Origin of the sequence: Euzebya sp. (assembly GCF_964222135.1) — a bacterium.
Classification (GTDB): Bacteria; Actinomycetota; Nitriliruptoria; order Euzebyales; family Euzebyaceae; genus Euzebya.
The window spans coordinates 1-21,543 of sequence record NZ_CAXQBR010000003.1 but is presented as its reverse complement, the minus strand read 5'-3'; the positions used below and the strand labels follow the sequence as shown (position 1 = coordinate 21,543).

Here is a 21,543-nt window from a genome sequence, read left to right as displayed (position 1 = left end):
GGCCCGTCCGGACCGGCGCAGGCCCTCAGGCCCGGTTGATCGGCTGCTCGGGTGCGGGGGTGGTCAGGCGCACGCGCGGGATCGCGGCGCGGTCGGCATCGGTGAGGCGCGGTGCGGCGGTGCGGAGCAGCGCGGCGGAGTCCTCCGGCGACGTGTCGTTGATGAAGACGCCGAGGGCGGTCTCGACGCTCGCGCGGACCTTGAGCTTCTCCGCCGAGCGGTGCGGGGGCAGGAACTCGATGGCGAGCCGGTGGTCGGCGACGGGCGCGCCGGTCGGGTCGGCCGGTGCCTCGTGGCACGCCATCAGGTACGCCATCGGCCGGTCGTGGACCTGGTCGTAGGCGGTCACGACGGCGCGGAGCGCCAGGGCGAGGCTGACCTGCTCCTCCGCCGTCAGGTCACCCAGCCGCCGGACCCCCTCGCGGCGGGCGCGGACGTGCACCTCGAACGGCCAGTCCGGCGCGTAGGGGACGGCGGCCACGAAGTCGTCGTCGACGTAGAGGCACCGGTCGCTGCCCACGTCGGCGTCGACGACCGCCTGGGACAGCGACGACCCGGTCCGCGTCCGGTGCGCCCGGAGCGCGGCGGTCCGCTGGGCCACGGCCGGCGGGATGCGGTCCAGGGCGTAGATCTGGCCGTGCGGGTGGCTGAGGGTGGCGCCGACGGCCTCACCGCGGTTCTCGAAGATCATCACGACCCGGTGGGTGGGATCCGCCCACAGCTCATCGGACCGGTCCGCCCAGATGGCGATCACCCGGGCGAGCTCCGCGTCGGTGAGCGTGGCGAGGGAGCCCTCGTGCCGCGAGGTGTAGAGCACGACCTCGCAGCGCCCGCGGGCGGCGTCGGCGAGCGACCCGATGCCCGGGATGGCCGGCGCGGAGGGCGGGGTCGGGGGCGCGACCGAGAACGAGGGGAAGCGGTTGTCGAAGACCGCGGCGTCGTAGTCGAAGGGGACCTCCGGCCCGCCGGGGCAGAGCGGGCAGCCGGCGGGGAGCGGATCGACGGCGGGTGCGTGCGGCCGCTCGTTGCGTGCGGGGGACACCGCCACCCAGGTGTCGCGGAGTGCGTTGTAGCGCTGGTGGATGCCGGAGGCGGCGGCGGGGACGTGGTGCGCGAGCGCGGCGTCGATGTCGACGTCAGGTGGCGGCGGGGTCCCGTAGACCCGCAGCCACCGGCCGTCCGTGTGGCGCAGGTCGTGCCGCGCGACGTTCTCCTCCATCTGCGGTGAAGATCTACCGGAGGTTTCGGAAACTTGTCAAGAACTTTCGGACCAGAGGACTACGAAAGTCCATGTGTGACTCACCGTGTCAACGGGCTGCCCCGACGTGTCGCAGCACCGCCGTCCACGCCTCGACCGAGGTGGCCCCGACGTGCACCAGTCCCCCGCGGCGCACCGCGACCGGGGCGCCGTCCAGCGGGCCGCCGACGGCGACGCCGACCACCTCCGGTCCCGTGCGGCCCGGCGCGGGGTCGTCGAGCGCCAGCGCCTCGATCCACGGACCGGCCGGCACCACCTCGCCGCGGACGGCGACGGCGGACGGCGGTCCTCCGCGCGGCCAGCCGCCCGGGCTGCCGGCGTGGACGACGTGGGCGCCGAGCCGGTCGGTGAGACCCGCCGGCGTCGGGACGTCGACCCACACGACCTCGGGGTCGCGGACCAGCGAGCGGGCGCCCACCAGCACGAGCACCCCGGCGTCCAGGGCGGCCTCGACGCGCCGGAGCCGGTCCGCGGTCACCTGGTGGAGGGCCGGGAGCGCCACCACGGCGTAGCCGGTCAGGTCCGCATCGGCCGGGACCACGTCGACCACGTGGCCTGCCGCCCGCAGTGCCGCGTGGGCGGCGACGGCGAGGCGCCGGTGGTCCGCACCGGTGACCTGGGGGACGACGTCGAGGATCCAGGCGTCGCCGTAGTCGACCACCACCGCGGCGGTGGCGGGGGGCCGCCCGGGCGGGTCGGCGGCGAGGGCCTGCGCGGCCGCCCGCACCTCCGCGCAGGCGGGGGTGTCGCGACGGTCGTGGGTCAGCAGGGCCGCGTGGTGCTGCTCCTGTCCGGCACGGGCCATCCGCCAGCGGAACACCAGCAGCGCCTCGATGCCGTGCCGAGCGGCCTGGGCGATCCAGTCCCCCACCTGACCGGGCGCGACCGCGGGGTTGTCGCCGGTCCAGTTGATGGCCCCGGGTTGCTGCTCGACCACCCACGCGCGCCCGCCGCGGTGGGCTGCGCCGGCGTCGGGCGGCAGGGCCGCCCCGCGGGCCAGGTCGAGGCCGAAGGCGACCTCCTCGGGGCCGGCGACGCCGTGGGGGTAGCTGTCGATGGCCCCGAGCCCGTGGAGGCGGTGGACGGCCTGGGCGTCGATGTCGAGGTCGCCCATGTAGAGGTTCGTGAACGTCACCGCCATCGGGTCCACGGCGAGCACGACGTCGCGCAGGGCCGCGAGCCCGTCGACGACCTGGGCGGAGGCGAAGCGGCGGTGCGCCACCTCGAGGGAGGGGTTGTGGGCGGTCATGGTGGGCGCGGGCAGCTCGACGGCGTCGAGGTCCGGGTACGTCATCGACCAGAAGGCCGTGCCCCACGCCGCGTTGATGTCCTCGACGTCGCCGTGGCGGTCGGCCAGCCACCCGCGGAAGGCGTCCTGGCAGCCGTCGCACCAGCAGCGGGCGGAGTCGTGGTTGCCGGGCTCGTTGTCGATCTGCCAGGCCTCGACCGCGGGGTGGCCCGCGTACCGGTCGGCGAGGACCTCGGCCACGCGGGCGGACTCCTCGCGGTAGGCGGGGCTGGTCGGGCAGGTGTGGCGCCGGCTGCCGTAGGGGCGGACCCGCCCGTCGGGGCCGACGAGGCGGATGTCGGGGCGCTCGCGGAGCAGCCACACCGGCGGGGTGGCGGTGGGGATGCCGAGGACGACGCGCATGCCGGCGTCGGCGACGAGGGCGATGGCCCGGTCGAGCCACCCGAGGTCCCAGGCGCCGCGTCGCGGCTCCATCCGCGACCAGGCGAACTCGCCGACGCGGACCAGCTCGAGCCCGAGCTCGGCCATGCGGGCGACGTCGTCCGCCCAGTCCGTCTCGGGCCACTGCTCGGGGTACCAGCAGACGCCGAGGCGCATCAGGGCGTCCCGCTGCCGGCGGGCGCGGCGGGCTCGCCGTCCAGGCGGCCACCGGCGGCGTCATCGGGATCGGGTCGCCAGGTCGGTGCGGGACCGGGACCTGAGGGGCGCAGCAGCCGACGGGTCAGCGCGAGGCCGCGGTCGTCGAGGGCGTCGAGCGCGTCGCTCGACACCGCGAGGCCGTCGAGGGCGTCGAGGTAGCCGGCCCAGGCCTCCCGGTGCGCGACCTCGGGCCGCACGAGGATGCAGTCGGGGTCGTTGACCCACAGCCGGCCGTGCTGCCACGCCCGCGCCCGACCGGCGAGCAGCGCCCCGTGCATGGAGGGCTGGGACACGTCCCCGTCGGGCGGGTCCCAGCGCGGGTCGACGTCCGGGGAGACGCGCATGGCGTCGACGGCGCCGATGCTCGGCAGCAGCGGGGCACCGCAGCCGAGGAGGGTCGCGGCGCCACCGCCCTCCTCGAGCCCGTGGCGGATCAGCCGGAGCGCCTCGGCGTAGGCGTCGAGGGGTGTGCAGTCGGCGTGGCGACGGCCCGGCAGGGCGCCGGCGTAGATGAAGTCGATCTTGTGGTAGCTGAACCCCCAGCGGCGCAGGGTCGCGAAGACCTCGACCAGGTGGGCCGCCGCGGCGGGGTGCGTGACGTCGCGCCCCCGGATGGGCTGCCCCCACGGGGGGTCGCTCGCGCGCGCGCCGCCGACCAGCCCGTCCGGGTGTGCCCGCGCGAGCGCCGACCCGGTCCCGACGCACAGCGGCGCGGTCCAGATGCCCGACTGCATGCCGGCGGCGGCGATGCGGGCGGTGAGGGTGTGGAGCGGCTCGTCGAAGGCGGGGGTGCGCCGGTCGAGCCAGTCGCCGATCTCGGCCTGGTAGCCGTCGTCGACCTGCACGACCTCGATCGGCAGGTCCGCGGCGACGGCGGTGTCCACGGCAGCCGCCACGTCGGCCGCGGTGACCCGCGGGCCGTGGCAGTACCACGAGCACCAGCCCGGCGGCTGGGGCGCGGTGGAGATCCCCAGCCGGGCCGCGATCTCGTCCGCCCAGGCGGCCAGCGCGGCGGGGATCGGCTCGTCGACGGTGCGGACGTCGACGGGCCCGTCGGCGCTGACCACGACCCGGTCGGCGAGCGCGGTCGTCCGGATCGAGGGGACCGCCCGGTGCGGGTCGGGGGTGGCCACCAGCGTGGTCGGACCGACCCCGTCGGCCTGCACGGCGAGGAGCCCCTCGGACTGCACGCCGGTCGGCGGCGCCGGCGTCTCGGGCCGGTAGGCCATCACCTGCCAGCGGTCCCGGGCAGGGCGGGGGCTGGTGCGGTCCGCGCGGTGCACGCCGGCGGGGCTCCAGGACTGCCAGCCGTGCTCGTAGACGAGCGTCCGGGCGGGGTCGCAGGCGATCTCGGCGACGTCGTGGAAGGTCCCGGCGGTCACGTCCGACCCTCCGCGGTCAGGGGTCCGCGCAGCGGGGCCAGCTGCACGTCGAGGCCGGTCTCGCGGAGGTCCGCCAACGCCTCGGGGTCGGCCCCGTCGTCGGTGATCAGCACGTCGACCTCCTCGAGGTCGCAGACCTTGGCGAGGGCCACCTGGCCGAGCTTGGCGGCGTCGGCGACCACCACGCGGGTGGCGGCGGCCCGGATCATCAGGCGCTTCACGTCGCTCTCGGGGAGGTTGACGTTGGTGATGCCGGCGGCCACGTCGACGCCGTTGCAGCCGATGAAGGCGAGGCGGGCGTGGATGTGGCTGAAGACGAGGCCCGCCATCGGCTCGACCAGGGAGTGCTGCTTCGGTCTGAGCGTCCCGCCGGTCACCACCACGCTGATCCGCGGGTGCGCGGCCTCGAGCGCCAGCGCGATCGTGATCGACGACGTGAACACGCTGACGTCGGAGAGGTCGGCGCGGGCGGCGAGCTCGCCGGCGATCGCCGTCGTGGTGGTCCCCACGTCGAGGATGACCGCGTCGCCCGGCTGCACCAGCTCGGCCGCCCGGCGGGCGATGACCCGCTTCTGCGCCTTCGCGGTCGCGGCGGTCTCCTCGAAGGTCCGCTCCGGCTCGGCCATGTGGCGCGGTACCGCGCCGCCCCGCACCCGCTTGAGGAGGCCCCGGTCCTCGAGGTGGTCGAGGTCGCCGCGGACGGTCACCTCGCTGACCCCGAACGCCTCCGCCAGGTCGGTGACGCGGACGAACTCGCGATCGCGGAGCAGGTCGATGGTGCGGTCGCGCCGGACCCGGGCGGGGATCGGGTCGTCAGCCGCGTGACCGGTCGTCGTGGTGGGCACCCCGCAAGCCTTCCGAAGTGGTTGTGCGCGTCGTTGCGGAAGCTTACGGTACGCCGCCGTACGGAAGGACTGCAGTGGTGCGGACCATCAGCGCGTGGGCTCCCGGCAGGGTGAACCTGATCGGCGAGCACACCGACCACACCGACGGGCTGGCCCTGCCGATGGCCCTCGACGTCGGCATCGAGGTGGTCGCGACGGCCGGCGGCGAGCGGATCTCCCTCGCCTCCGACGCGGCTGCGGGGGAGGTGGACGTCGAGGCCGAGGGGGGTGCGGCACCCGGGGAGGGGTGGGGGCGCTACGTCGCCGCCGTGGCGGCCGAGCTGGACGCGCTCGGCCGACCCCCGGTCGGCCTGCGCGGGACGATCCGCTCGACCCTGCCCCAGGGGATCGGCCTGTCGTCGTCCGCGGCGCTCGAGGTCGCGGTCGCGGTGGCCCTGCTGGACGCGGCGCAGTGGTCGCTGCCCGCGATCGACGTGGTCCGCGCCTGCCGCCGCGCCGAGCACCGCGCCGTCGGCGTCCCCTCCGGGGTCCTCGACCAGGCCGCTGCGGTGCTGGGCCAGGCGGGGTCCGCGCTCCTGCTCGACTGCGCCGACCTGCACGCCACGCCGGTCGCGCTCCCCGACGGCGTGCAGGTCGTGGTGGTGGACTCCGGCGTCCAGCGCCAGCTCGAGGGATCCGGGTACGCCCGCCGGACCGAGGAGCTGGGCGCGTCGCTGCACGTCCTGGGCGGCCGCCGTCCCGCCGACGTCGACCCGGCGGAGCTGGGCGCGCTGCGTGGCGGGGCTCGACGACGTGCCGGCGCGCCGCCTGCGGCACGTGGTCACCGAGAACGCCCGGGTCACCGCGACCGTCGACGCGCTCGCGGCGGGGGACCTGGGGGCGGTCGGCCGGCTGTTCGCGGCCAGCCACGCGAGCCTCCAGGACGACTTCGAGGTGACGGTGCCCGAGACCGACCACCTCGTCGACCTGCTGGTGGCCCACGGTGCGGTCGCCGCCCGCATGACCGGCGGTGGCTTCGGCGGCGCGGTCATCGGCTTGGTCGAGGGGGACCCGGACGCCGTCGGACGAGCGGTCGCCGAGGCGTACCGCGCGAGCGCACCGGGCCGGACCCCGCGGGTGCTGGTCTCCCGCCCGGGCGACGGCGCCGCGGCCCGCGCCCCTGGCCTGCTCACGGGTGCCTAGCGCGTCCTCCGGGGGTGACGTCGCCGCTCAACTGCACGTCGCACGGTGACGACGCGCCGCTGATCGCACCACATCCCGGGGGGTGCCGGAGCACGTGCAGGTGGCAGACCTGGGGAGCGGGACGACGTGCAGTCGGTCGTGCCGGCACCCTCAGCCGTGGTCGGCGAGCACGTAGAACAGGCAGTCGCGGCGGGTCTGCTCGGCGGTGCGGGTCATCATCGCGGGGATCACGTCGCGGGTGAGGGTGACCGCACCCTCGTCGTCGACCTGGATCAGCGCGTCGGTCACGTCGACGCCGGCGACGTCGGTGACCAGCAGCGGGGCGGCGCCGCCGGGCACCGTGTGGCCGATGAGCGTGCCGGGCGGCAGGTGCCCGAAGTTCTCCGCGTCGAGCCCGGGGACGATCGCGAGGTCGAGCGACTCCCCGAGCCGGGGGACGAAGTCGAAGGCGACCTCGGGCCGGACCTCGACGCGGTAGCGGACCTCGAGCAGCCGCTCAGGTCGTGCGGTCGTCGGGAAGCCGTCGGCGGCGACGAAGGACTCGATCACCCGGCGGGCGAGGTCAGCGTGGGCGGGCACGCCGGCCATCCCGCACTCGACGGCCACCGCGGGGCAGACGCCCTCCAGGGCCTGCATCAGGGTGTGCTCCTGGGTGCCCCAGACCAGACCGATGTCGGCCAGCGCCGCGGCGAGGCCCAGCGTGGCCGGGTCCGGCCGCGGGACGATCGCGTACAGCGGGTTGTCGCCGGTGTTGTTGTGCACGTCGAGGGCTGCCTCGAGGGGGCCTGAGGTGACCGTCTCGAGCACCTCCTTCGCGCACAGCCGCATCCGGGTCGTGGCCGGCTCGATCCCCCACACCCGGTTGAAGTCCTCCTGGTCGGCGAGGTAGCGGTGCGCGAACCAGCCGTGCTGCGTGGCCGCGCGGACGTTCCCGATGAACAGCCACAGCGGCCGCTCGACGACCGGCCGGTCCCGCAGCCAGGCGCACAGCCCCCGGAAGCCGGAGTCCTCGTTGCCGTGGAGCAGCACGGAGATGAGGCGCGCCGGCGCGTCGACCCGTCCTGGCAGGTGGATCAGCGCCGGCTTCCCGCCCAGACGGGTGAGCACGTCGGTGTCGGACCCCGCCACGAGGTCGACGGCCGCCGCCATCCCGTCGAGGCGGTGGTACAGCGGATCGGTGCGGACGGCGGTGCTCAGCGGGCCACCAGCTCCATCAGGCGACCACCGGCCATTGGTGGACCGGCACCCCGGACTCGTGCAGGTCGGCGTAGCGGGTGGTCAGGGTGATCGCGGCCTCGGCGCGGTCCATCCCCTCGGCCAGGAGCCGCTCGTGCGCGGCGATCTGCCAGGCCGCCCCGTTCTGGCCGGACAGGGCGCGCTGCTCGATCGTGCCGAGGTAGCGGTCGATGTCGGCGGCGTCGACCCCCCACTCCTCCAACCCCTTGCGGGCGAGGGGGAGGAGGTGGCGCACCATCAGCTCTGCCGCCGGCAGCGTGCCGAGCCCGGGCCAGTACAGCCGCGACCCCATCCCGTAGCGGGCGGCCTCGAAGAAGTTGGACTCCGCGGCCTGGAAGCTCATCGCCTCCCACACGGGCGCGGAGGCCTCGGCCAACCCGCCGAGCAGGCCGTAGTACAGCGCGATGTTGGCCGTGCAGTCGATGACCGTCGGGCCGGCGGGCAGGACCCGGTTCTCGATCCGCAGGTGCGGCTCGCCGCCGGCGATGTCGTACACCGGCCGGTTCCAGCGGTAGATCGTCCCGTTGTGCAGCGTGAGCTCCTCGAGGGCGGGCAGCTGCCCGTCGACGAGCATGCCCTCGGGGTCGGTCGACTCGGTGATCGGCAGGAGGGAGGGGAAGTAGCGGACGTTCTCCTCGAACAGCTCGAACACGCCGTCGGTCAGCCAGCGCTCGCCGAACCACACCCGGGGGCGGACGCCCTGCTCGGCGAGCTCCTCGGTCCGGGTGTCGATGGCCTGCTGGAACAGCGCGATCCGGGTCTCGTGGTGCAGCCGCTTGCCGAGGAAGAACGGCGAGTTCGCGGCCACGGCGACCAGCGGGCCGCTCAGGGCCTGCGCCGCGTTCCAGTACCGGGCGAAGTCGCCCGGGTCGACCTGCAGGTGGAGCTGCATGGAGGTGCACGCGGCCTCGAAGACGATCGAGTTCGTGACCGCGGACAGGTTCTCGTCGCCGGCGATGTCGATGACGAGGTCCTCGCCGCGCGCGTTCAGGATGGCGTCGTTCAGCGCCTTGTAGCGCGGGTTGGCCGACAGGTTCTGCTCGGTGACGTCGAAGTCGGTGAGGGTCGGCAGGATCCCGATCATGATGACGCGGGCGTCGACGTCGCGGGCCTTCTCGTTGGCCCGGTCGAGGGACTGGCGGAGCTCGTCCTCCACGTGGGTGAAGCAGTCCCCGACCACCGCCCGCGGGGAGGTCGCGAACTCCATGTTGAACTGGGCGAGCTCGGTCTGGAACTCGGGGGAGGCCAGGGCGTCCAGCACCTCGGCGTTCACGGGGAGCACCTGGGCGTGGTCGTCGGTCAGGTAGATCTCCAGCTCGACGCCCAGGGTGCGCTGGCCGGTCGAGAACCGCCCCTCGTCCATCAGCTGGCGGAGGACCTGCAGGCAGACCTTCACCTTCTCGCGGTACCGGCGGCGGTCCTCGCGGGTGAACTCGATGCTCTCGATGTCGCGTCCCACGCCTGCCTCCCGGGGGTGGTTCGTCAGCCGGCCACCTGCCGCAGCCGACGTCGATCCTAGTGGGCCGTTCCCCGACGCCGACGGTCTGACCCCCGTGGGGCCGCCGTGGCACCGGTCACAGCAGCCGCAGCTGCTCGGACTCCGGAGCCCGCCCGCCGCCGGCGCGCACGTGGTGGCCGGTGTCGTTCTCGCCCGGCCGGGTCCGATCCGGCCAGTGCCCGGGGTCCGGTGGACCGCCGCGGCGACGCCAGGCGGCGTCCCGCGCCCGCCGCACCGTCGCGGTCAGCGGTGCCGCGACGTCCGGCGGCAGCGTGGACCGGCCCCGCCTGCGTCCGCCGGGGGCCCCGTACAGCTCGGCGTAGCGCCCGACCAGGTCCGGGTGGGTCGACTCGAGCCACGGCCAGAACGCCTCCTTCACGCCGGGCCGCAGGTGCAGGGTGATCGGGGTGACGTGGGTCGCCCCCGCCTCCACCGCGGCTTCGGTCAGCCGCCGGAGGTCGTCGAGGCCGTCGTTCAGCCCCGGCATGATCGGCGCGAGCATCACCCCGGTCGGGATCCCGGCCTCGTTCAGCGCCCGCACCGCCGACAGCCGAGCCCGCGGGGACGGCGTGCCCGGCTCGACCGCCCGCCACACCGCCTCGTCGAGCATCCCGATCGTCAGCGAGGCCGCCACGGGCACCCGCTCGCTGGCGGCGACCAGCAGGTCGACGTCGCGGGTGATCAGCGTGCCCTTGGTGAGGATCGAGAACGGCGTCAGCGACCGCGCCAGTGCCGGGATCACCCCGCGCATCAGCTGATAGCGCCCCTCCGCCCGCTGATAGGCGTCGACGTTCGTCCCGATCGCGACGTGCTCGCCCTTCCACGACGGCTTGGCCAGCTCGCGCCGGAGCACCTCGACGGCGTTGACCTTGACCACGACGGTCGTGTCGAAGTCCGTCGTCGCGTTGAGGTTGAGGTACTCGTGCGTGGGGCGGGCGAAGCAGTTGTGGCTGACGATCCCGTTCGCGATGAAATCCCCGGTCTCCGTGGAGATGTCGACCATCGGGAGGTCCACCCCCAGCGGCTCGATGGCGACGACGTCGGTGCGGTTCCACCCCTTCACCGCCAAGCCGTCGATCTGCCGCTTGCGCGTCGTGGCCGGCGCGGTCGTGAGCAGGAAGCGCAGCCGCATCGGCAAGCCTCCCCGTACGCGCACGCACGACACACCGTTCTCACGGGCCGGCTCGCGCACGTGCTCGACCCCGAGCGCGGTCATGCAACGACACGTCCACGCCAAGATGTCCTCATCGGCGTTGGAGATGCGCATCACCGTTCCGGCGTGGCTGCCCTCTGCGTCGAAGATCCCGGCCAGGAACCCCCGCATCCACTCCTCGTCAGCCTCGTGAACGGGCCATCGGATCAGCTCCTCGATGCGCGCGACCGATGCCCGGCGAGATGTCCGGATGGCCTGGACCTCCTTCCGGGTCGCCGTCGCGGCCGCGAAGCGGAAGCGATCGGTCGGGACCCCGAAGCCCTCCAGGTAGCGTGCAGTGCGCACGAGGGGTTCGTCGTCGACGAGCGCCAACCGGAAGCGGTGCACCTCCGTCGTCCGACCACCGCGTTCGTAGCGATAGGTGCCCCACGTCCCGTCGCCCCGGACCATGCCGCACAGGTACCCGCGTCGATAGGACTCGTCCTGGGCCGGACCTGTGGGGAGCTGTCCGGGACCGTAGAGCCGGTTGTTCGTCGTCAGGTGCGGGCGCCGGGCCGCCCCCTGCTCGGCGCCGGTGACGTGCTTCCAGCCGCGCTCGGTCAAGAAGCGGTGATCCCCGCTCGCCACCAGTGCGGTGCCGTCGGCCAACGTGATCCGGTGCGCCGGCTTGACGCTTCGCCACACGTCCGACACCCGAGATGGCACGAAGGAGCGGTACCGTCCCCGCAACTTCGTGCCGTAGACCACATCCCCGGTCGCGAGATCACCGAGCGCCTTCTGGGTGCCATCGGCCATGAGGATCGGGGTGTCGGGGACCAGGCAGTACGAGCACGCGTGCTGGCAGCCCCGGTACAGGTTGATCGACCAGCCGAACGGCATGCCGCTGACCTTGTTCAGGACCGACTTGGTCTCGACCTCGAGGAAGGTCATGCCCCGGAACTCGGGGGTGTCGAACGTGCGCGTGGCCAGGACCGGCAGGGTCAGGCCAGGGGGCGCCGTGAGGGCGTCCGGGGCGCGCTGCAGGTCGGCCAGGGAGCGCATTAGCATCCACACTACACGAACACACGTTCGGGTCGATCGGTTTGGGCACTCGCGGTGAGCAGGTAGGGCGTCCGCACCCCACCGCCGGAGCCCGCCGATGCCCGAGACCACCACGCCCGAGACCACCACGCCCACCGCCACCCACCGCCAGGTGCTCGAGGCCATCACCGGCATCCCCGCGACCGAGGGGAACCGCGTCGACGTCCTCCGCAACGGCGTGGAGATCTTCCCGGCCATGCTGGAGGCGATCCGGTCGGCGGAGCGGTCGATCGACCTGATGACGTTCATCTACTGGACCGGGGACATCAGCGACGCGTTCGCCGACGCGCTGGCCGAGCGGGCCCGCGCCGGCGTGCGGGTCCGCGTCCTGGTCGACGGCTTCGGGGCGCGGACCATGGCCGCGGGGGCGAGGTCCCGGATGCGGGACGCGGGCGTGGTGCTGGAGACCTTCCGGCCGTTCAGCTCGCTGAAGGTGTGGCGCTGGAACGTGCGGACCCACCGCCGGGTGCTCGTGGTCGACTCGACCGTGGCGTTCACCGGCGGGGTCGGCATCGCCGCGGAGTGGGAGGGCGACGCGGACGACCCGACCTGCTGGCGCGACACCCACTACCGGGTGGAGGGGCCGGCGGTCGACGGCATCCACGCGGCGTTCCGCAGCGACTGGATCGAGACGCCGCACGCGCTCGTCGACGAGTCCGACGAGTTCGGGGTCCGCGAACCGGCCGGCACCTCGGCGGTGCAGGTCATCCGGGCCTCGTCCCAGCCGGGGTGGAACGACTCCGCGCTGGCCCTGCACGCGCTCCTCACCGTGGCCGTCGACCGCATCCGCGTGACGAGCGCCTACTTCCGCCCACCGGCGTTCTTCCTCGACCTGCTGTGCCACGCCCCCGGGCGGGGGGTGGACGTGGAGGTCCTCGTCCCCGGCCCCCACACCGAGCCGGTGCACTACCGCTGGGCGGCCGAGCACCACTACGCCCGGCTGCTCGACCACGGGGTCCGCATCCACGCCTACGAGCCCACGATGCTCCATGCGAAGGTCGTGACGGTCGACCGCCGGGTCGCCTTCGTCGGGACCACCAACGTCGATGCGCGGTCCCTCGCCCTCAACGAGCAGATCGGCCTGCTGGTGCACGACCCCGACGTCGTCGCGACCCTCGACGCCCACTTCGTCGACGACCGCGCGCACAGCCGCACCCTCGACGCGGCCACGTGGCGCGACCGTCCCCTCACCCACCGGCTCCGTTCCGCCGCCACCCACCTGGCCACGTTCGGGCTGCGGGGCAGCGGCGCCGCCGAACAGGGCAGGTTCCTGGACTGACGGCGGACGGCCGCGCGAGGGGGGCTACGCCGCCGCGTCGCGCTTGAACCGCTGCCGGTAGGCGCTCGGGCTGACGCCGCAGGCGTCGCGCAGCCGGCTGCGGAGGTTCGCCGCGCTGCCGAGACCGCTGCGCGCCGCCACGACGTCGACCGTCAGGTCGGTGGTCTCGAGCAGCTGGCGGGCCCGGGCGAGGCGCTGGGTGGTCAGCCACTGCAGCGGCGTGGTGCCGGTGGCCTCGGCGAAGCGCCGCGCGAACGTGCGAGGGCTCATCGCCGCCCGCGCGGCCATGTCGCTCACGGTCAGCGGCTCGTGGAGGCTGGCGACGAGCCAGTCGAGCAGCTCGGCGAACGGGGTCCCGCCGGTCCTCGGCGGCGGCACGGTCGTGTACTGCGCCTGCCCGCCGTCGCGGTGCGGCGGGATGACCAGCCGCCGGGCGACGAGGTCCGCGACGTCGGCGCCGTGATCGGCCCGCAGCAGGTGGAGGGACAGGTCCAGGCCGGCGGCGGAGCCCGCCGAGGTCAGCACCTGCCCGGCGTCCACGTAGAGCACGTCGGGGACCACCTCGACGGTCGGGTAGCGGCGGCGGAACGCGTCGAGGAACAGCCAGTGGGTCGTCGCGCGACGCCCGTCGAGCAACCCGGCCTCGGCCAGGGTGAACGCCCCGGAGCAGAAGCTCACGATCCGCGCACCCCGCTCGGCGGCGTCGACGAGTGCCTGGAGGACCTCGTCGTCGGGCAGCGCCGGCATCCGCCAGCCCGCCCGGTGCGTCTCGGAGACGCCCCACTTGGACGCCATGGGCACGATCACCGTGTCGGCGTCGACCACCGCGTCCAACCCGTGCTCGGCGACGATCGAGAACCCCATCGAGGTGGCGACCGGGACGCCGGGCCGCTGCGCGCAGACGCGCAGGTCGTACCAGCGCGGGCGGGCCATCCGCGCGATCACCTCGCTCCGCCGGATCCCGAACACCTCGCAGGCGATCGCGAACTCGAACGGGCTGAGGGGCTCGGGCGCCAGGACGGCGACCACGTGGTCCTCGGTGACCGTCGACATCGCGTCGGCCAGGACCGGGTCCACGACGTCCTCGCCGGGCTCCCACGGGACCGCGCCGATCGGGCTGGCAGCACCCGCATTGGCAGCAACATTGCGCATGTTGGCGATCATGCCACTCCTCGGTCAGAGCCGACAAGGGCATCGTCGGTCACACCACCCCCCTCCGACGAGGAGCCACGCCATGGACACCACTCGGGACACCACCCGGGACACCACCCGCCCCGCCGTCCCCCTCGACGCCCCACGCTTCGCGCTGGCCGACCGGATCGCCGGGCGGCTGTCCGGCCGGTTCACCGCTGACCGCGACGTCCGACGCGCGGTGGCCGTGCTCACCTCGAGCGCCGACCCCGACCGGGCGGGACGGTTGCAGCCCGGTCCGAACGAGCCGGCGCCGGTGGTCGAGCGCCTGGCGGTGTGGGCGCTCCACCGCGCCGCCGACGACGCGGTCGCCCTCGCCGACCGGGTGCTCGCCGGCGTGGACGCGGACCCGGCGGATCCGTCCGGGACCGCGCCCGCGCCGACCGGTCCGGTGGTCGCTAGCGGTCGTCTCCGGTGACCGCGTCCCGGGCCTTGTCGATCAGCCCGGCCGCCTTCTCCTTCACGTCGGCGGTGACCCGGTCGACCGTGCCCTCGCGCTTGAGCTCGTCGTCGCCGGTCAGGCTTCCGGCGGCCTCCTTGACCCGTCCCTTGGCCTCGTCGACCCGGTGGTCGTCTGGCATGGCTGCTCCTGTCGCTCGTGATGGGTTGCCCTCGCCGGGACACCATTCCCCCGCCCCCGGCGACGAACCCGACCGTCAGGACATCAGCGTCGCGGCGGCCGTGGCGTCGAGCGGGCGGTAGCGACCCGCGTCCTCGTCCCACCACCACCCCTCCGCGTCCGACGGGATCCCCTCGTCCTGCAGCGGGGCCTTCTGCGGCCGGTGGTGCAACGAGAGCGGCACGTCGTCGACCACCCGGATCACCGACGGCCACTGCCAGGCCTCGACCGCCGACAGGCCGGCGAGCAGCGCGTCGATCGACAATCCCTCCCCGTCCCGGGCGGTGACCGCGGCGACCACGAGCTCGTCCCGCGATCCCTCGGGTCGCACGCCGTAGGCGACGGCCAGGTCGACGGCGTCCACGCTCTCGAGGGCGGCTTCCACACCGAACGGCGGGACGTGCCCGTCCCGGGTCCGGATCAGGGTCGACGGGCGGCCGAGGAGCCAGAGATCGCCGTCGGCGTCGGCGCAGAACAGGTCGCCGGTCGACAGCCACGCGTCCCCCTTGGCGAACACGCCGCGGAGCACCCGGCCGCGGACCGACGTGCGCTCCCTCCCGACCCGGGCGAGGAGCATCCCCACCTCCCCCACCGCGGGCTCCTGCACGAAGCCGTCGGCACCGGTGACGAGCACCCCGCGGTCCACGTCGTAGGCCCCGAGGGCCACGCGGGCGGTGCCGGGCAGCGGCCGACCCTTCGCGCCGACCTTGCCGCCGCGGACGTTGGCCAGGACGACGTCGCCCTCGGTGGGTGCGTAGAACTCGAGCACGCGGGCGGGGCGGAAGCGGTCCTGGACGCGGTGCCACAGACCCGTCGGCATGCCCGAGCCGATGAACAGCCGGATCGGGTGGTGGCGCTCGGCGGCGGTCGGCGGCGCCTGCAGCAGGTCGCGGCACATCGCCCAGGTGTAGGAGACGACGGTGACGCCGTAGCGGCGGACCTCCTCCCAGAACGTGTCGGCGTCGAACCGGGGCGCCACGGCCAGTCGGGCGCCGCTGACGACCGCCCCGCCGATCGCGGTGAGGAGGGTGGCCGGGTGGTGCAGCGGCGTGACCGCGTAGACGGTGTCGCGCAGGCCGAGCGACGCCGCCGACGCGGTGCCGAACGCCGACATGGCCCAGCGCCGGTTGGTGATGCGGTTGGCCCGCGTCGCCCCGCCGCGTCCGGTGAAGGAGACCAGGGCCAGGTCGCGGGCCCGCCCGGGGTTCGGTTCGTACCAGCCGGGCAGCGCCACGGCCTCGTGGTCGATCTGCTCCATGTCGACCGCCCCGTCGGGCAGCTCGCCGTCCCGCCCGCCGGTGCCGAGCACGAGCAGCGGCGCGTCGCCGTGCCCGTCCGCCTGCGCCGCGTGTGCCGGGTCGGCGATGACGCGGCCGACCTGTCCGAGCCGCATCTCGCGGCGGAGGTCGCCGTCCGGGCGCAGCATCACTGCGACGGCGCCGAGCCGGCTCAGGGCGGCGAGGACGGCGAGGGCCGTCGGGCGGGTGGCCATCAGCACGCCGACGTGCTCGCCCTGGCGGACCCCGACGCTGACCAGCCCCCGGGTGACCGCGTCGATCCGGTGGAGGCTGTCGGCGTAGCTGTACGCACGTCCGCCGAACAGGAAGAAGGTCTCGTCGGGGTGGCGGCGGGCGCGCTCGTCCAGGAGCAGCGCGAGCGAGACCCGGGTGTCCGCGTCGACGCGCTCGAGGCGGGCCAGCCGCGGGAGCTGGTCGACGGCCTCGGACAGGACGCCCCTGACGGCCTTCGTCGCGTTGCGCGCCGATCCGGCGACCAGGTGGGCGGCGCCGACGGCGATGTCGGTGGCGACCTGCACCCCCGCGGAGGGGTCGGCGGGCGCCTCCGGCTGCTCGGTGAGCTCGACGATCGCATCGGGCCGGTCGCCGGTCCCCTCCTGCCAGTGGACCCAGTCCGCGACGACCGTCCAGGAGCTCTCGCGGGCTCCGTGGCCCACCACCAGGCCCATGTGACCGGAGTCGAGCGCCAGCTCCCAGATCTCCGCCTGCGGGGCGGCCCGCCGGATGGCGCGGACGGCGGGCGCCGCGGCGATCTCGTCGCTGGTCCCGATGACCGCGAGGGTCGGGGTGTCGATGTCGGCGACGGTGACCGGCCGCCCGTCGATGACGAAGCCGCCCTGGATCATCCGGTTGTGGCTGATGAACTGCCGCGCGAACTCAGCGACCGCGGGGCCGGGCCAGGCCACCCAGCCGGTGTCCTCGAGGAAGCGGCGGCTGCCCTCGCGTTCGAGCAGGGCCTCGCGGTTGTGGAGCTGGAGGATGAACTGGAGGCGCTGGCGGGCCGTCTTCAGCGGGTCGAGCAGCTGGAAGATCCGCTTGGACAACCCGGCCGGGACCGAGGTCCGCGACAGCACGACGTCGGCCAGCGTCGCGGCGGCGTCGGCCAGGCGGGCGACCGGCAGCCCAGCCGGCGACAGCAGGTGGATGTCGACCGGCGATCCCCAGGTGATCAAGCTGGTGATGCCCTCGCCGCGGCGGAACGCGCAGGACTGGTAGCAGAACATGCCGCCCTGGGAGTAGCCCGCCAGGTGGACGTCGGAGCCGGTGGCGCGCACGACCCGGTCGATCGCGTCCCCGACGGCCAGGACGTGGTCGGCGAGGTCGCGCTCGAGGCCGCCCTCCTCCCGCTCGGGGGCGCCGAAGTCGACCACCCACGGGTCGATGCCCATCTCGCTCAGCGCGGCCACCCCGCTGGTGGCCGGGGCGACGTCGTAGACCTCTGCGGTCAGCATCAGCGGCGGGACCAGCAGCACGGGCGGGCGGCCCTGGCCGCCGAGCTCGGGGAAGTAGTGGCGCAGCCGGTAGACGGGGGTCCGCCCGACGACGTCGAACGGGCTGGGCTCGTCACCGGTCTCGAGACCGCCGAACCGGGCGACCTCGAGGGCGTTCTGGGCTGCCTGCCCCGCTCTGATCGCAGTCGAGATCAGGCGGTTCGGGCTCACGTCCACCATCTCGGCTCCACCATGGATACCAACGGTAACGGATGGGTGGTGCCGCGCGCTCGTCGGTCGCTACAGCAGCCCGCGGCTCCGCGCGATCGCCGCCGCCTCACCGCGGGTCCGCGCGTGCAGCTTGGTGATCGCGTCGGACAGGTAGTTGCGCACCGTCCCCTCGGCGAGGTGCAGCCGGGCGGCGATGTCGGCGTTCGGCAGACCGCCCTCGGCCAGCCTGAGCACGTCGCGCTCCCGCTCGGTCAGCGCGACGGGGGCGTCCCAGGCCATCAGCGCCAGCTCGGGCTCGATCACCCGTCCGCCGTCGCGGACGGTCCGCAGCGCCTGCACGAGGTCGGCGACCGGTGCCGCCTTCAGCACGTACCCGGCCACGCCGGCGTCGAGCGCGCGTCGGAGGTAGCCGGGCCGGGCGAAGGTCGTGACGATGACCACGCGGACCGCCAGCCCCCCCGCGGCGACGGCCTCGGCGAGCTCGAGCCCGGACATGCCAGGCATCTCGATGTCGGTCAGCAGCACGTCGGGCCGGTGGTGGCGCACGGCCTCGAGCGCGCTGGCGCCGTCGTGGCAGCCCGCGACGACCTCGACGTCGGGTTGGAGGTCGAGGAGCTGGCCGAACGCGTCACGGATCATCTGCTCGTCCTCGGCGAGCACGACGCGGACGGGGCGGGTCATCCGGGCACGGTGACGGTCAGGTGGGTGCCGCCACCGGCCCGGCCAACGGAGGGCAACCGCGCGGCCGCGCCGACGCGCAGGCGGGCGCTGCGGGCGGCGGCGCGCTCCACGTGACCGCCGACCGCGGTGATGCGCTCGCGCATGCCGCGAAGGCCGTTGCCCTCGACCGCGCCGAGGCTCCCGCGGCCGTCGTCGACGACGTGGAGGTGCCAGGCGCCGTCGTGGTGCTCCACGCGGATCTCGCAGCGGCGGGCCTCGGCGTGGCGGACGACGTTGGTGACGGCCTCCCGCAGCGCCAGCGCGAGGGACCGCTCGACCATCCGGGTCGGGGACGTCCTGTCCGGCGCCCCGGACATCGACGGCGACGCCGGCGGCGCTCAGGGTCCGCTGGGCGGTCTCGAGCTCGTCGGCCAGGGTCACCGCGTTGAGCCCGCTGACCGCGGCGCGCAGCTGGGCGAGGGCCTGGCGGGCGGTCCCCTCGAGCTGGGCGGCCTCGGCACCGGCGCGGTCGGGGTCGGCGGCGAGGAGGGACTGGACCAGCTGGGCGCGGACGACCAGGCCGGTCAGGCTGTGCCCGAGCAGGTCGTGCAGGTCGCGGGCGATCCGCTCGCGCTCCGCGGCGGCGCTGAGGGCCTCGATGCGGGCGTTCTCGATGCGGAGCCGCTCGGCCTCGCGCTCGCGCTCCGCCTCGCCGATGGTCTGCCAGCCGATGATCCAGATGAACGCGAGGGACGGCAGGACGCCGTAGATCCGGTAGGGCCACGGCACGACGCTGACCAGGGTCGCGACGACCAGCAGGCCGGTCTGGACGACCATCCAGCGGAGGGCACCCCGTCGGGGCCGCGCCGAGGTCCCCATCGCCGCTGCGTAGACGAAGAACACCGACGCGCCGACGTTGAACGGCGTGCCGAGGAGCCCGAGGAGCGGCGTGACCCGGGTGGCCCGCCAGCGCACGTCGGTGTCGGGGTGGTAGCTGAGGACGAAGAGGGGCAGGAACGCCAGGGCGAGCGCGACGGCGAAGGCGTACTCGACCCAGCGGGACTCCGGGTTGAACGCGAGCTGCCACCCCATGTTCGCGACGTACAGCAGGTGGACCAGGTGGGTGCGCGGGAACCAGCGCGGCAGCACCCCTCCCCCTCCACCGCGGGAGGGGGCGGGGGTGACGTCGTCGGGGTCCGGCGCGGTCATGTGGGTGCTCGACGGTACGCCATCGCGGCGAGGGTGCCGGCGACCGCCGTGAAGGCGACGAGGTAGGCCCAGTGCGCCATCGCCGCCTCACCGGTGAGCGCGGCCATGCCGAGCTGGGCCAGGTGGTAGGTGGGCAGCGCCGGGGCGAGGTCGGCGACGAACGTCGGCATGACCTCGAGCGGGAACCACAGCCCGCCGGCGATCGCCAGCGGGATGATCACCGCGTTCATGATCGCCGCCGCGGCCTGCGGGGCGGCGAGCACGCCGATCGCCAGGCCGACCAGCGCGAACGGCAGCGACCCGACGACGAGCGAGGCGACCAGCGCGACCCACTCCGCGGGCGTGACCTCGAGCACCCCGAACCCGGCGGCGGCACCGGTCATCGCGATGAGGATGCCGATGCTGAACGGCAGGGCGGCGAGCACCCGTGCGGCCAGGGTCACGGGGATCGGGACCGGTGACACCTTCTGGGCCTGGAACCACCCCCGGTCCCGCGCTTCGGCGAGCGCCAGCCCGGGGTTCATCATCACCGCGCCGATGACGCCGTAGCTGCCGAAGCGGGCCAGCATGACCGTGCCGGCCGGCAGGTCGCCGTCGCTCCCCTCCGCGCCGAACATGCTGACGAAGAGGGCGAAGAACCCGACCGGCATGAGCACGCTGAAGAACAGCGCGGCCGGTTCGCGGGCGATCTGCTTGAGCTCGTCGGCGACCTCGGTGCGCAGCAGGCGGAGGAGGGGCGGGCGGCGGCGGAGGACGTCGGTCGTGGTGGTCATCGGGAGACCTCGCTGGTGCGGGTGGTGCGGGTGGGGACGGGTGCGGGGGTGGGGCGCTGGGCGACGGCCATGACCGCCTCCTCGAGGCTGGCCCCCTCGACCCGCAGGTCGGTGGCGGAGGGGTCGGCGACGAGCAGGTCGCGGACCACCGCCTCGGGTTGGCGGGTCGTGATGCGGAGGAGGGGTGGGCGGCCGTCGGCGGCGGGTGCCGCGTCGGCGTGGAGGACGTCGGGGCGGCCGCGCACCTCCTCGAGCGGTGTGGCGGTGCGGAGCGAGATGCGCCGGTCCGGGAGCCGGTCGGACAGCGAGGCCGGGTCGGCGTCGGCCACGACGCGTCCGTCCGCGATGACCACGACGCGGTCCGCGACCGCGCCGGCCTCCTCGATCAGGTGGGTGGTCAGGAGGATGGCCATGCCGGTGTCGCGGCGTGCGGCGAGGTTCTGCCAGAACGCCTGGCGGGCCTCGGCGTCGAGGCCCTCGGTCGGCTCGTCGAGCACCAGCAGCGCGGGGTCGGTGACGAGGGCGCAGGCCAACTGCAGGCGGCGGCGCTGCCCGCCGGACAGCTTGGCCGACCGCCGGTGGGCGAGGTCGCTGAGCCCGACCTCGGCCAGGGACCCGGCGACCGCGTCGCGGGGTCGACCCGCCCGGACCGCCGCGCCGGTGACCAGCTCGCGGACCGTCAGGTGGCGGGGGAACGCCGTCTCCTGCAGCATCACGCCGAGGGCCAGGCGCGTGGGGGCGTCCCGGGGGTCGCCGCCGGCGACGCGGACGGTGCCGGTGTCGGGGGTGGCGAGGCCGGTCACGGTGCGGATGAACGTCGTCTTGCCGGCACCGTTCGGTCCGAGGAGGGCGACGCACTCGCCGGGCCGGACGTCGCGGTCGACGTCGACGATCGCGGGCGCCTCGGCACGCGGGTAGGTCAGGGTGACGGCCTGGGCCACCAGCGGCGCCGGCGGCGGGAGGTCGGGGGTGGTGGGCATGCCCCCACCGTGCGCCCGGCGCCGGTGCGGCGGTAGCGCCGTCCGTCACCGGTGTGAGGTGACAGGTGTCACGTGGTCCGCCGTCGCCCGCACGGGCGGCTGAGGCCGCCGGGTACGGTCGACCACATGGCCAACCGTCTCGCCACGAGCTCGAGCCCGTACCTCCGCCAGCACGCCGACAACCCGGTGGACTGGCGGGAGTGGGGTGACGACGCCTTCGCCGAGTGTCAAGGGCCAGTAGAACTTCCCCAGGGGCGGTCACGGGTTGTCCCCGCTGGTGGCCACCAGATCTCCCCGCTGGTGGCCACCAGAACCTCCCCGGTCAGGGTGTGGTGAGCGGGGTCACCCCCT

The 21,543-nt window shown here is 74.6% G+C and carries 17 protein-coding genes and 3 pseudogenes; 5 read left to right on the top strand and 15 right to left on the bottom strand.

Features of this window, described 5'->3' with window-relative positions; genetic code table 11:
* Positions 1-25 precede the first annotated feature (25 nt).
* The 4 genes from galT to ACEQ2X_RS00870 form a co-directional block, all read right to left on the bottom strand.
* Positions 26-1,219, bottom strand: coding sequence for a galactose-1-phosphate uridylyltransferase (gene galT, locus ACEQ2X_RS00885; protein WP_370323850.1), 1,194 nt, complete (start codon positions 1,217-1,219; stop codon positions 26-28).
* An 88-nt stretch (positions 1,220-1,307) separates the two neighbouring features.
* The gene (locus tag ACEQ2X_RS00880) at positions 1,308-3,104 is read right to left on the bottom strand and encodes a beta-galactosidase (RefSeq protein WP_370323849.1); all 1,797 of its coding nucleotides are present in this window, start codon (positions 3,102-3,104) and stop codon (positions 1,308-1,310) included.
* Positions 3,104-4,528 carry an alpha-galactosidase gene (locus ACEQ2X_RS00875; RefSeq protein WP_370323847.1) on the bottom strand — a complete coding sequence of 475 codons (1,425 nt, stop codon included), beginning with the start codon at positions 4,526-4,528 and terminating at the stop codon, positions 3,104-3,106. The genes ACEQ2X_RS00880 and ACEQ2X_RS00875 overlap by 1 nt, the downstream gene beginning before the upstream one ends.
* Positions 4,525-5,373, bottom strand: a complete 849-nt coding sequence (locus ACEQ2X_RS00870; protein WP_370323846.1) for a DeoR/GlpR family DNA-binding transcription regulator — start codon at positions 5,371-5,373, stop codon at positions 4,525-4,527. Before ACEQ2X_RS00870 ends, ACEQ2X_RS00875 begins: the two co-directional genes overlap by 4 nt.
* A gap of 17 nt (positions 5,374-5,390) precedes the next feature.
* On the opposite strand from ACEQ2X_RS00870, the pseudogene ACEQ2X_RS00865 reads away from it, so the two are divergent.
* Positions 5,391-5,918 (top strand): annotated as a pseudogene (locus ACEQ2X_RS00865) (galactokinase family protein); the annotation flags it as partial.
* A gap of 229 nt (positions 5,919-6,147) precedes the next feature.
* Entirely contained in the window at positions 6,148-6,555 is a 408-nt protein-coding gene (locus ACEQ2X_RS00860; protein WP_370323845.1) for a hypothetical protein, read from the top strand.
* Between the two features lie 150 nt (positions 6,556-6,705).
* Here the strand turns inward: ACEQ2X_RS00860 and ACEQ2X_RS00855 are convergent, their stop codons facing one another.
* From ACEQ2X_RS00855 to ACEQ2X_RS00845, 3 genes are all read right to left on the bottom strand, one after another.
* Positions 6,706-7,704, bottom strand: a complete 999-nt coding sequence (locus ACEQ2X_RS00855; RefSeq protein ID WP_370323844.1) for a hypothetical protein — start codon at positions 7,702-7,704, stop codon at positions 6,706-6,708.
* A 64-nt stretch (positions 7,705-7,768) separates the two neighbouring features.
* The gene (locus tag ACEQ2X_RS00850) at positions 7,769-9,250 is read right to left on the bottom strand and encodes a glutamate--cysteine ligase (RefSeq protein ID WP_370323843.1); all 1,482 of its coding nucleotides are present in this window, start codon (positions 9,248-9,250) and stop codon (positions 7,769-7,771) included.
* Positions 9,251-9,365: 115 nt separating this feature from the next.
* A complete protein-coding gene (locus ACEQ2X_RS00845; protein ID WP_370323842.1) occupies positions 9,366-11,483 on the bottom strand; it encodes a radical SAM protein in 2,118 nt (705 codons plus the stop codon).
* Positions 11,484-11,580: 97 nt separating this feature from the next.
* Between ACEQ2X_RS00845 and ACEQ2X_RS00840 the strand changes: the two genes are divergently transcribed.
* On the top strand, positions 11,581-12,801 hold the full coding sequence (locus ACEQ2X_RS00840) for a phosphatidylserine/phosphatidylglycerophosphate/cardiolipin synthase family protein (protein WP_370323841.1): 1,221 nt from the start codon (positions 11,581-11,583) through the stop codon (positions 12,799-12,801).
* Between the two features lie 24 nt (positions 12,802-12,825).
* On the opposite strand, the gene ACEQ2X_RS00835 is transcribed toward ACEQ2X_RS00840, so the two are convergent.
* Entirely contained in the window at positions 12,826-13,854 is a 1,029-nt protein-coding gene (locus ACEQ2X_RS00835; protein ID WP_372530534.1) for a helix-turn-helix domain-containing protein, read from the bottom strand.
* 181 nt (positions 13,855-14,035) lie between these two features.
* Between ACEQ2X_RS00835 and ACEQ2X_RS00830 the strand changes: the two genes are divergently transcribed.
* On the top strand, positions 14,036-14,410 hold the full coding sequence (locus ACEQ2X_RS00830; RefSeq protein WP_370323839.1) for a hypothetical protein: 375 nt from the start codon (positions 14,036-14,038) through the stop codon (positions 14,408-14,410).
* Here the strand turns inward: ACEQ2X_RS00830 and ACEQ2X_RS00825 are convergent.
* From ACEQ2X_RS00825 to ACEQ2X_RS00795, 7 genes and pseudogenes are all read right to left on the bottom strand, one after another.
* Positions 14,391-14,573, bottom strand: a complete 183-nt coding sequence (locus ACEQ2X_RS00825) for a CsbD family protein (RefSeq protein ID WP_370323838.1) — start codon at positions 14,571-14,573, stop codon at positions 14,391-14,393. The two genes, ACEQ2X_RS00830 and ACEQ2X_RS00825, sit on opposite strands and share 20 nt — an antisense overlap.
* Before the next feature lie 75 nt (positions 14,574-14,648).
* On the bottom strand, positions 14,649-17,579 hold the full coding sequence (locus ACEQ2X_RS00820; RefSeq protein ID WP_370323837.1) for an AMP-binding protein: 2,931 nt from the start codon (positions 17,577-17,579) through the stop codon (positions 14,649-14,651).
* 60 nt (positions 17,580-17,639) lie between these two features.
* Positions 17,640-18,251, bottom strand: coding sequence for a DNA-binding response regulator (locus tag ACEQ2X_RS00815; RefSeq protein WP_370324055.1), 612 nt, complete (start codon positions 18,249-18,251; stop codon positions 17,640-17,642).
* Entirely contained in the window at positions 18,248-18,571 is a 324-nt protein-coding gene (locus ACEQ2X_RS00810; protein ID WP_370324054.1) for a sensor histidine kinase, read from the bottom strand. The genes ACEQ2X_RS00815 and ACEQ2X_RS00810 overlap by 4 nt, the downstream gene beginning before the upstream one ends.
* 109 nt (positions 18,572-18,680) lie before the next feature.
* A pseudogene (locus tag ACEQ2X_RS00805) lies at positions 18,681-19,067 on the bottom strand (histidine kinase dimerization/phosphoacceptor domain-containing protein); the annotation flags it as partial.
* 368 nt (positions 19,068-19,435) lie between these two features.
* Entirely contained in the window at positions 19,436-20,212 is a 777-nt protein-coding gene (locus ACEQ2X_RS00800) for an ABC transporter permease (protein ID WP_370323836.1), read from the bottom strand.
* On the bottom strand, positions 20,209-21,192 hold the full coding sequence (locus tag ACEQ2X_RS00795) for an ABC transporter ATP-binding protein (protein ID WP_370323835.1): 984 nt from the start codon (positions 21,190-21,192) through the stop codon (positions 20,209-20,211). Before ACEQ2X_RS00795 ends, ACEQ2X_RS00800 begins: the two co-directional genes overlap by 4 nt.
* 126 nt (positions 21,193-21,318) lie before the next feature.
* On the opposite strand from ACEQ2X_RS00795, the pseudogene ACEQ2X_RS00790 reads away from it, so the two are divergent.
* Positions 21,319-21,423 (top strand): annotated as a pseudogene (locus ACEQ2X_RS00790) (DUF255 domain-containing protein); the annotation flags it as partial.
* Positions 21,424-21,543 lie beyond the last annotated feature (120 nt).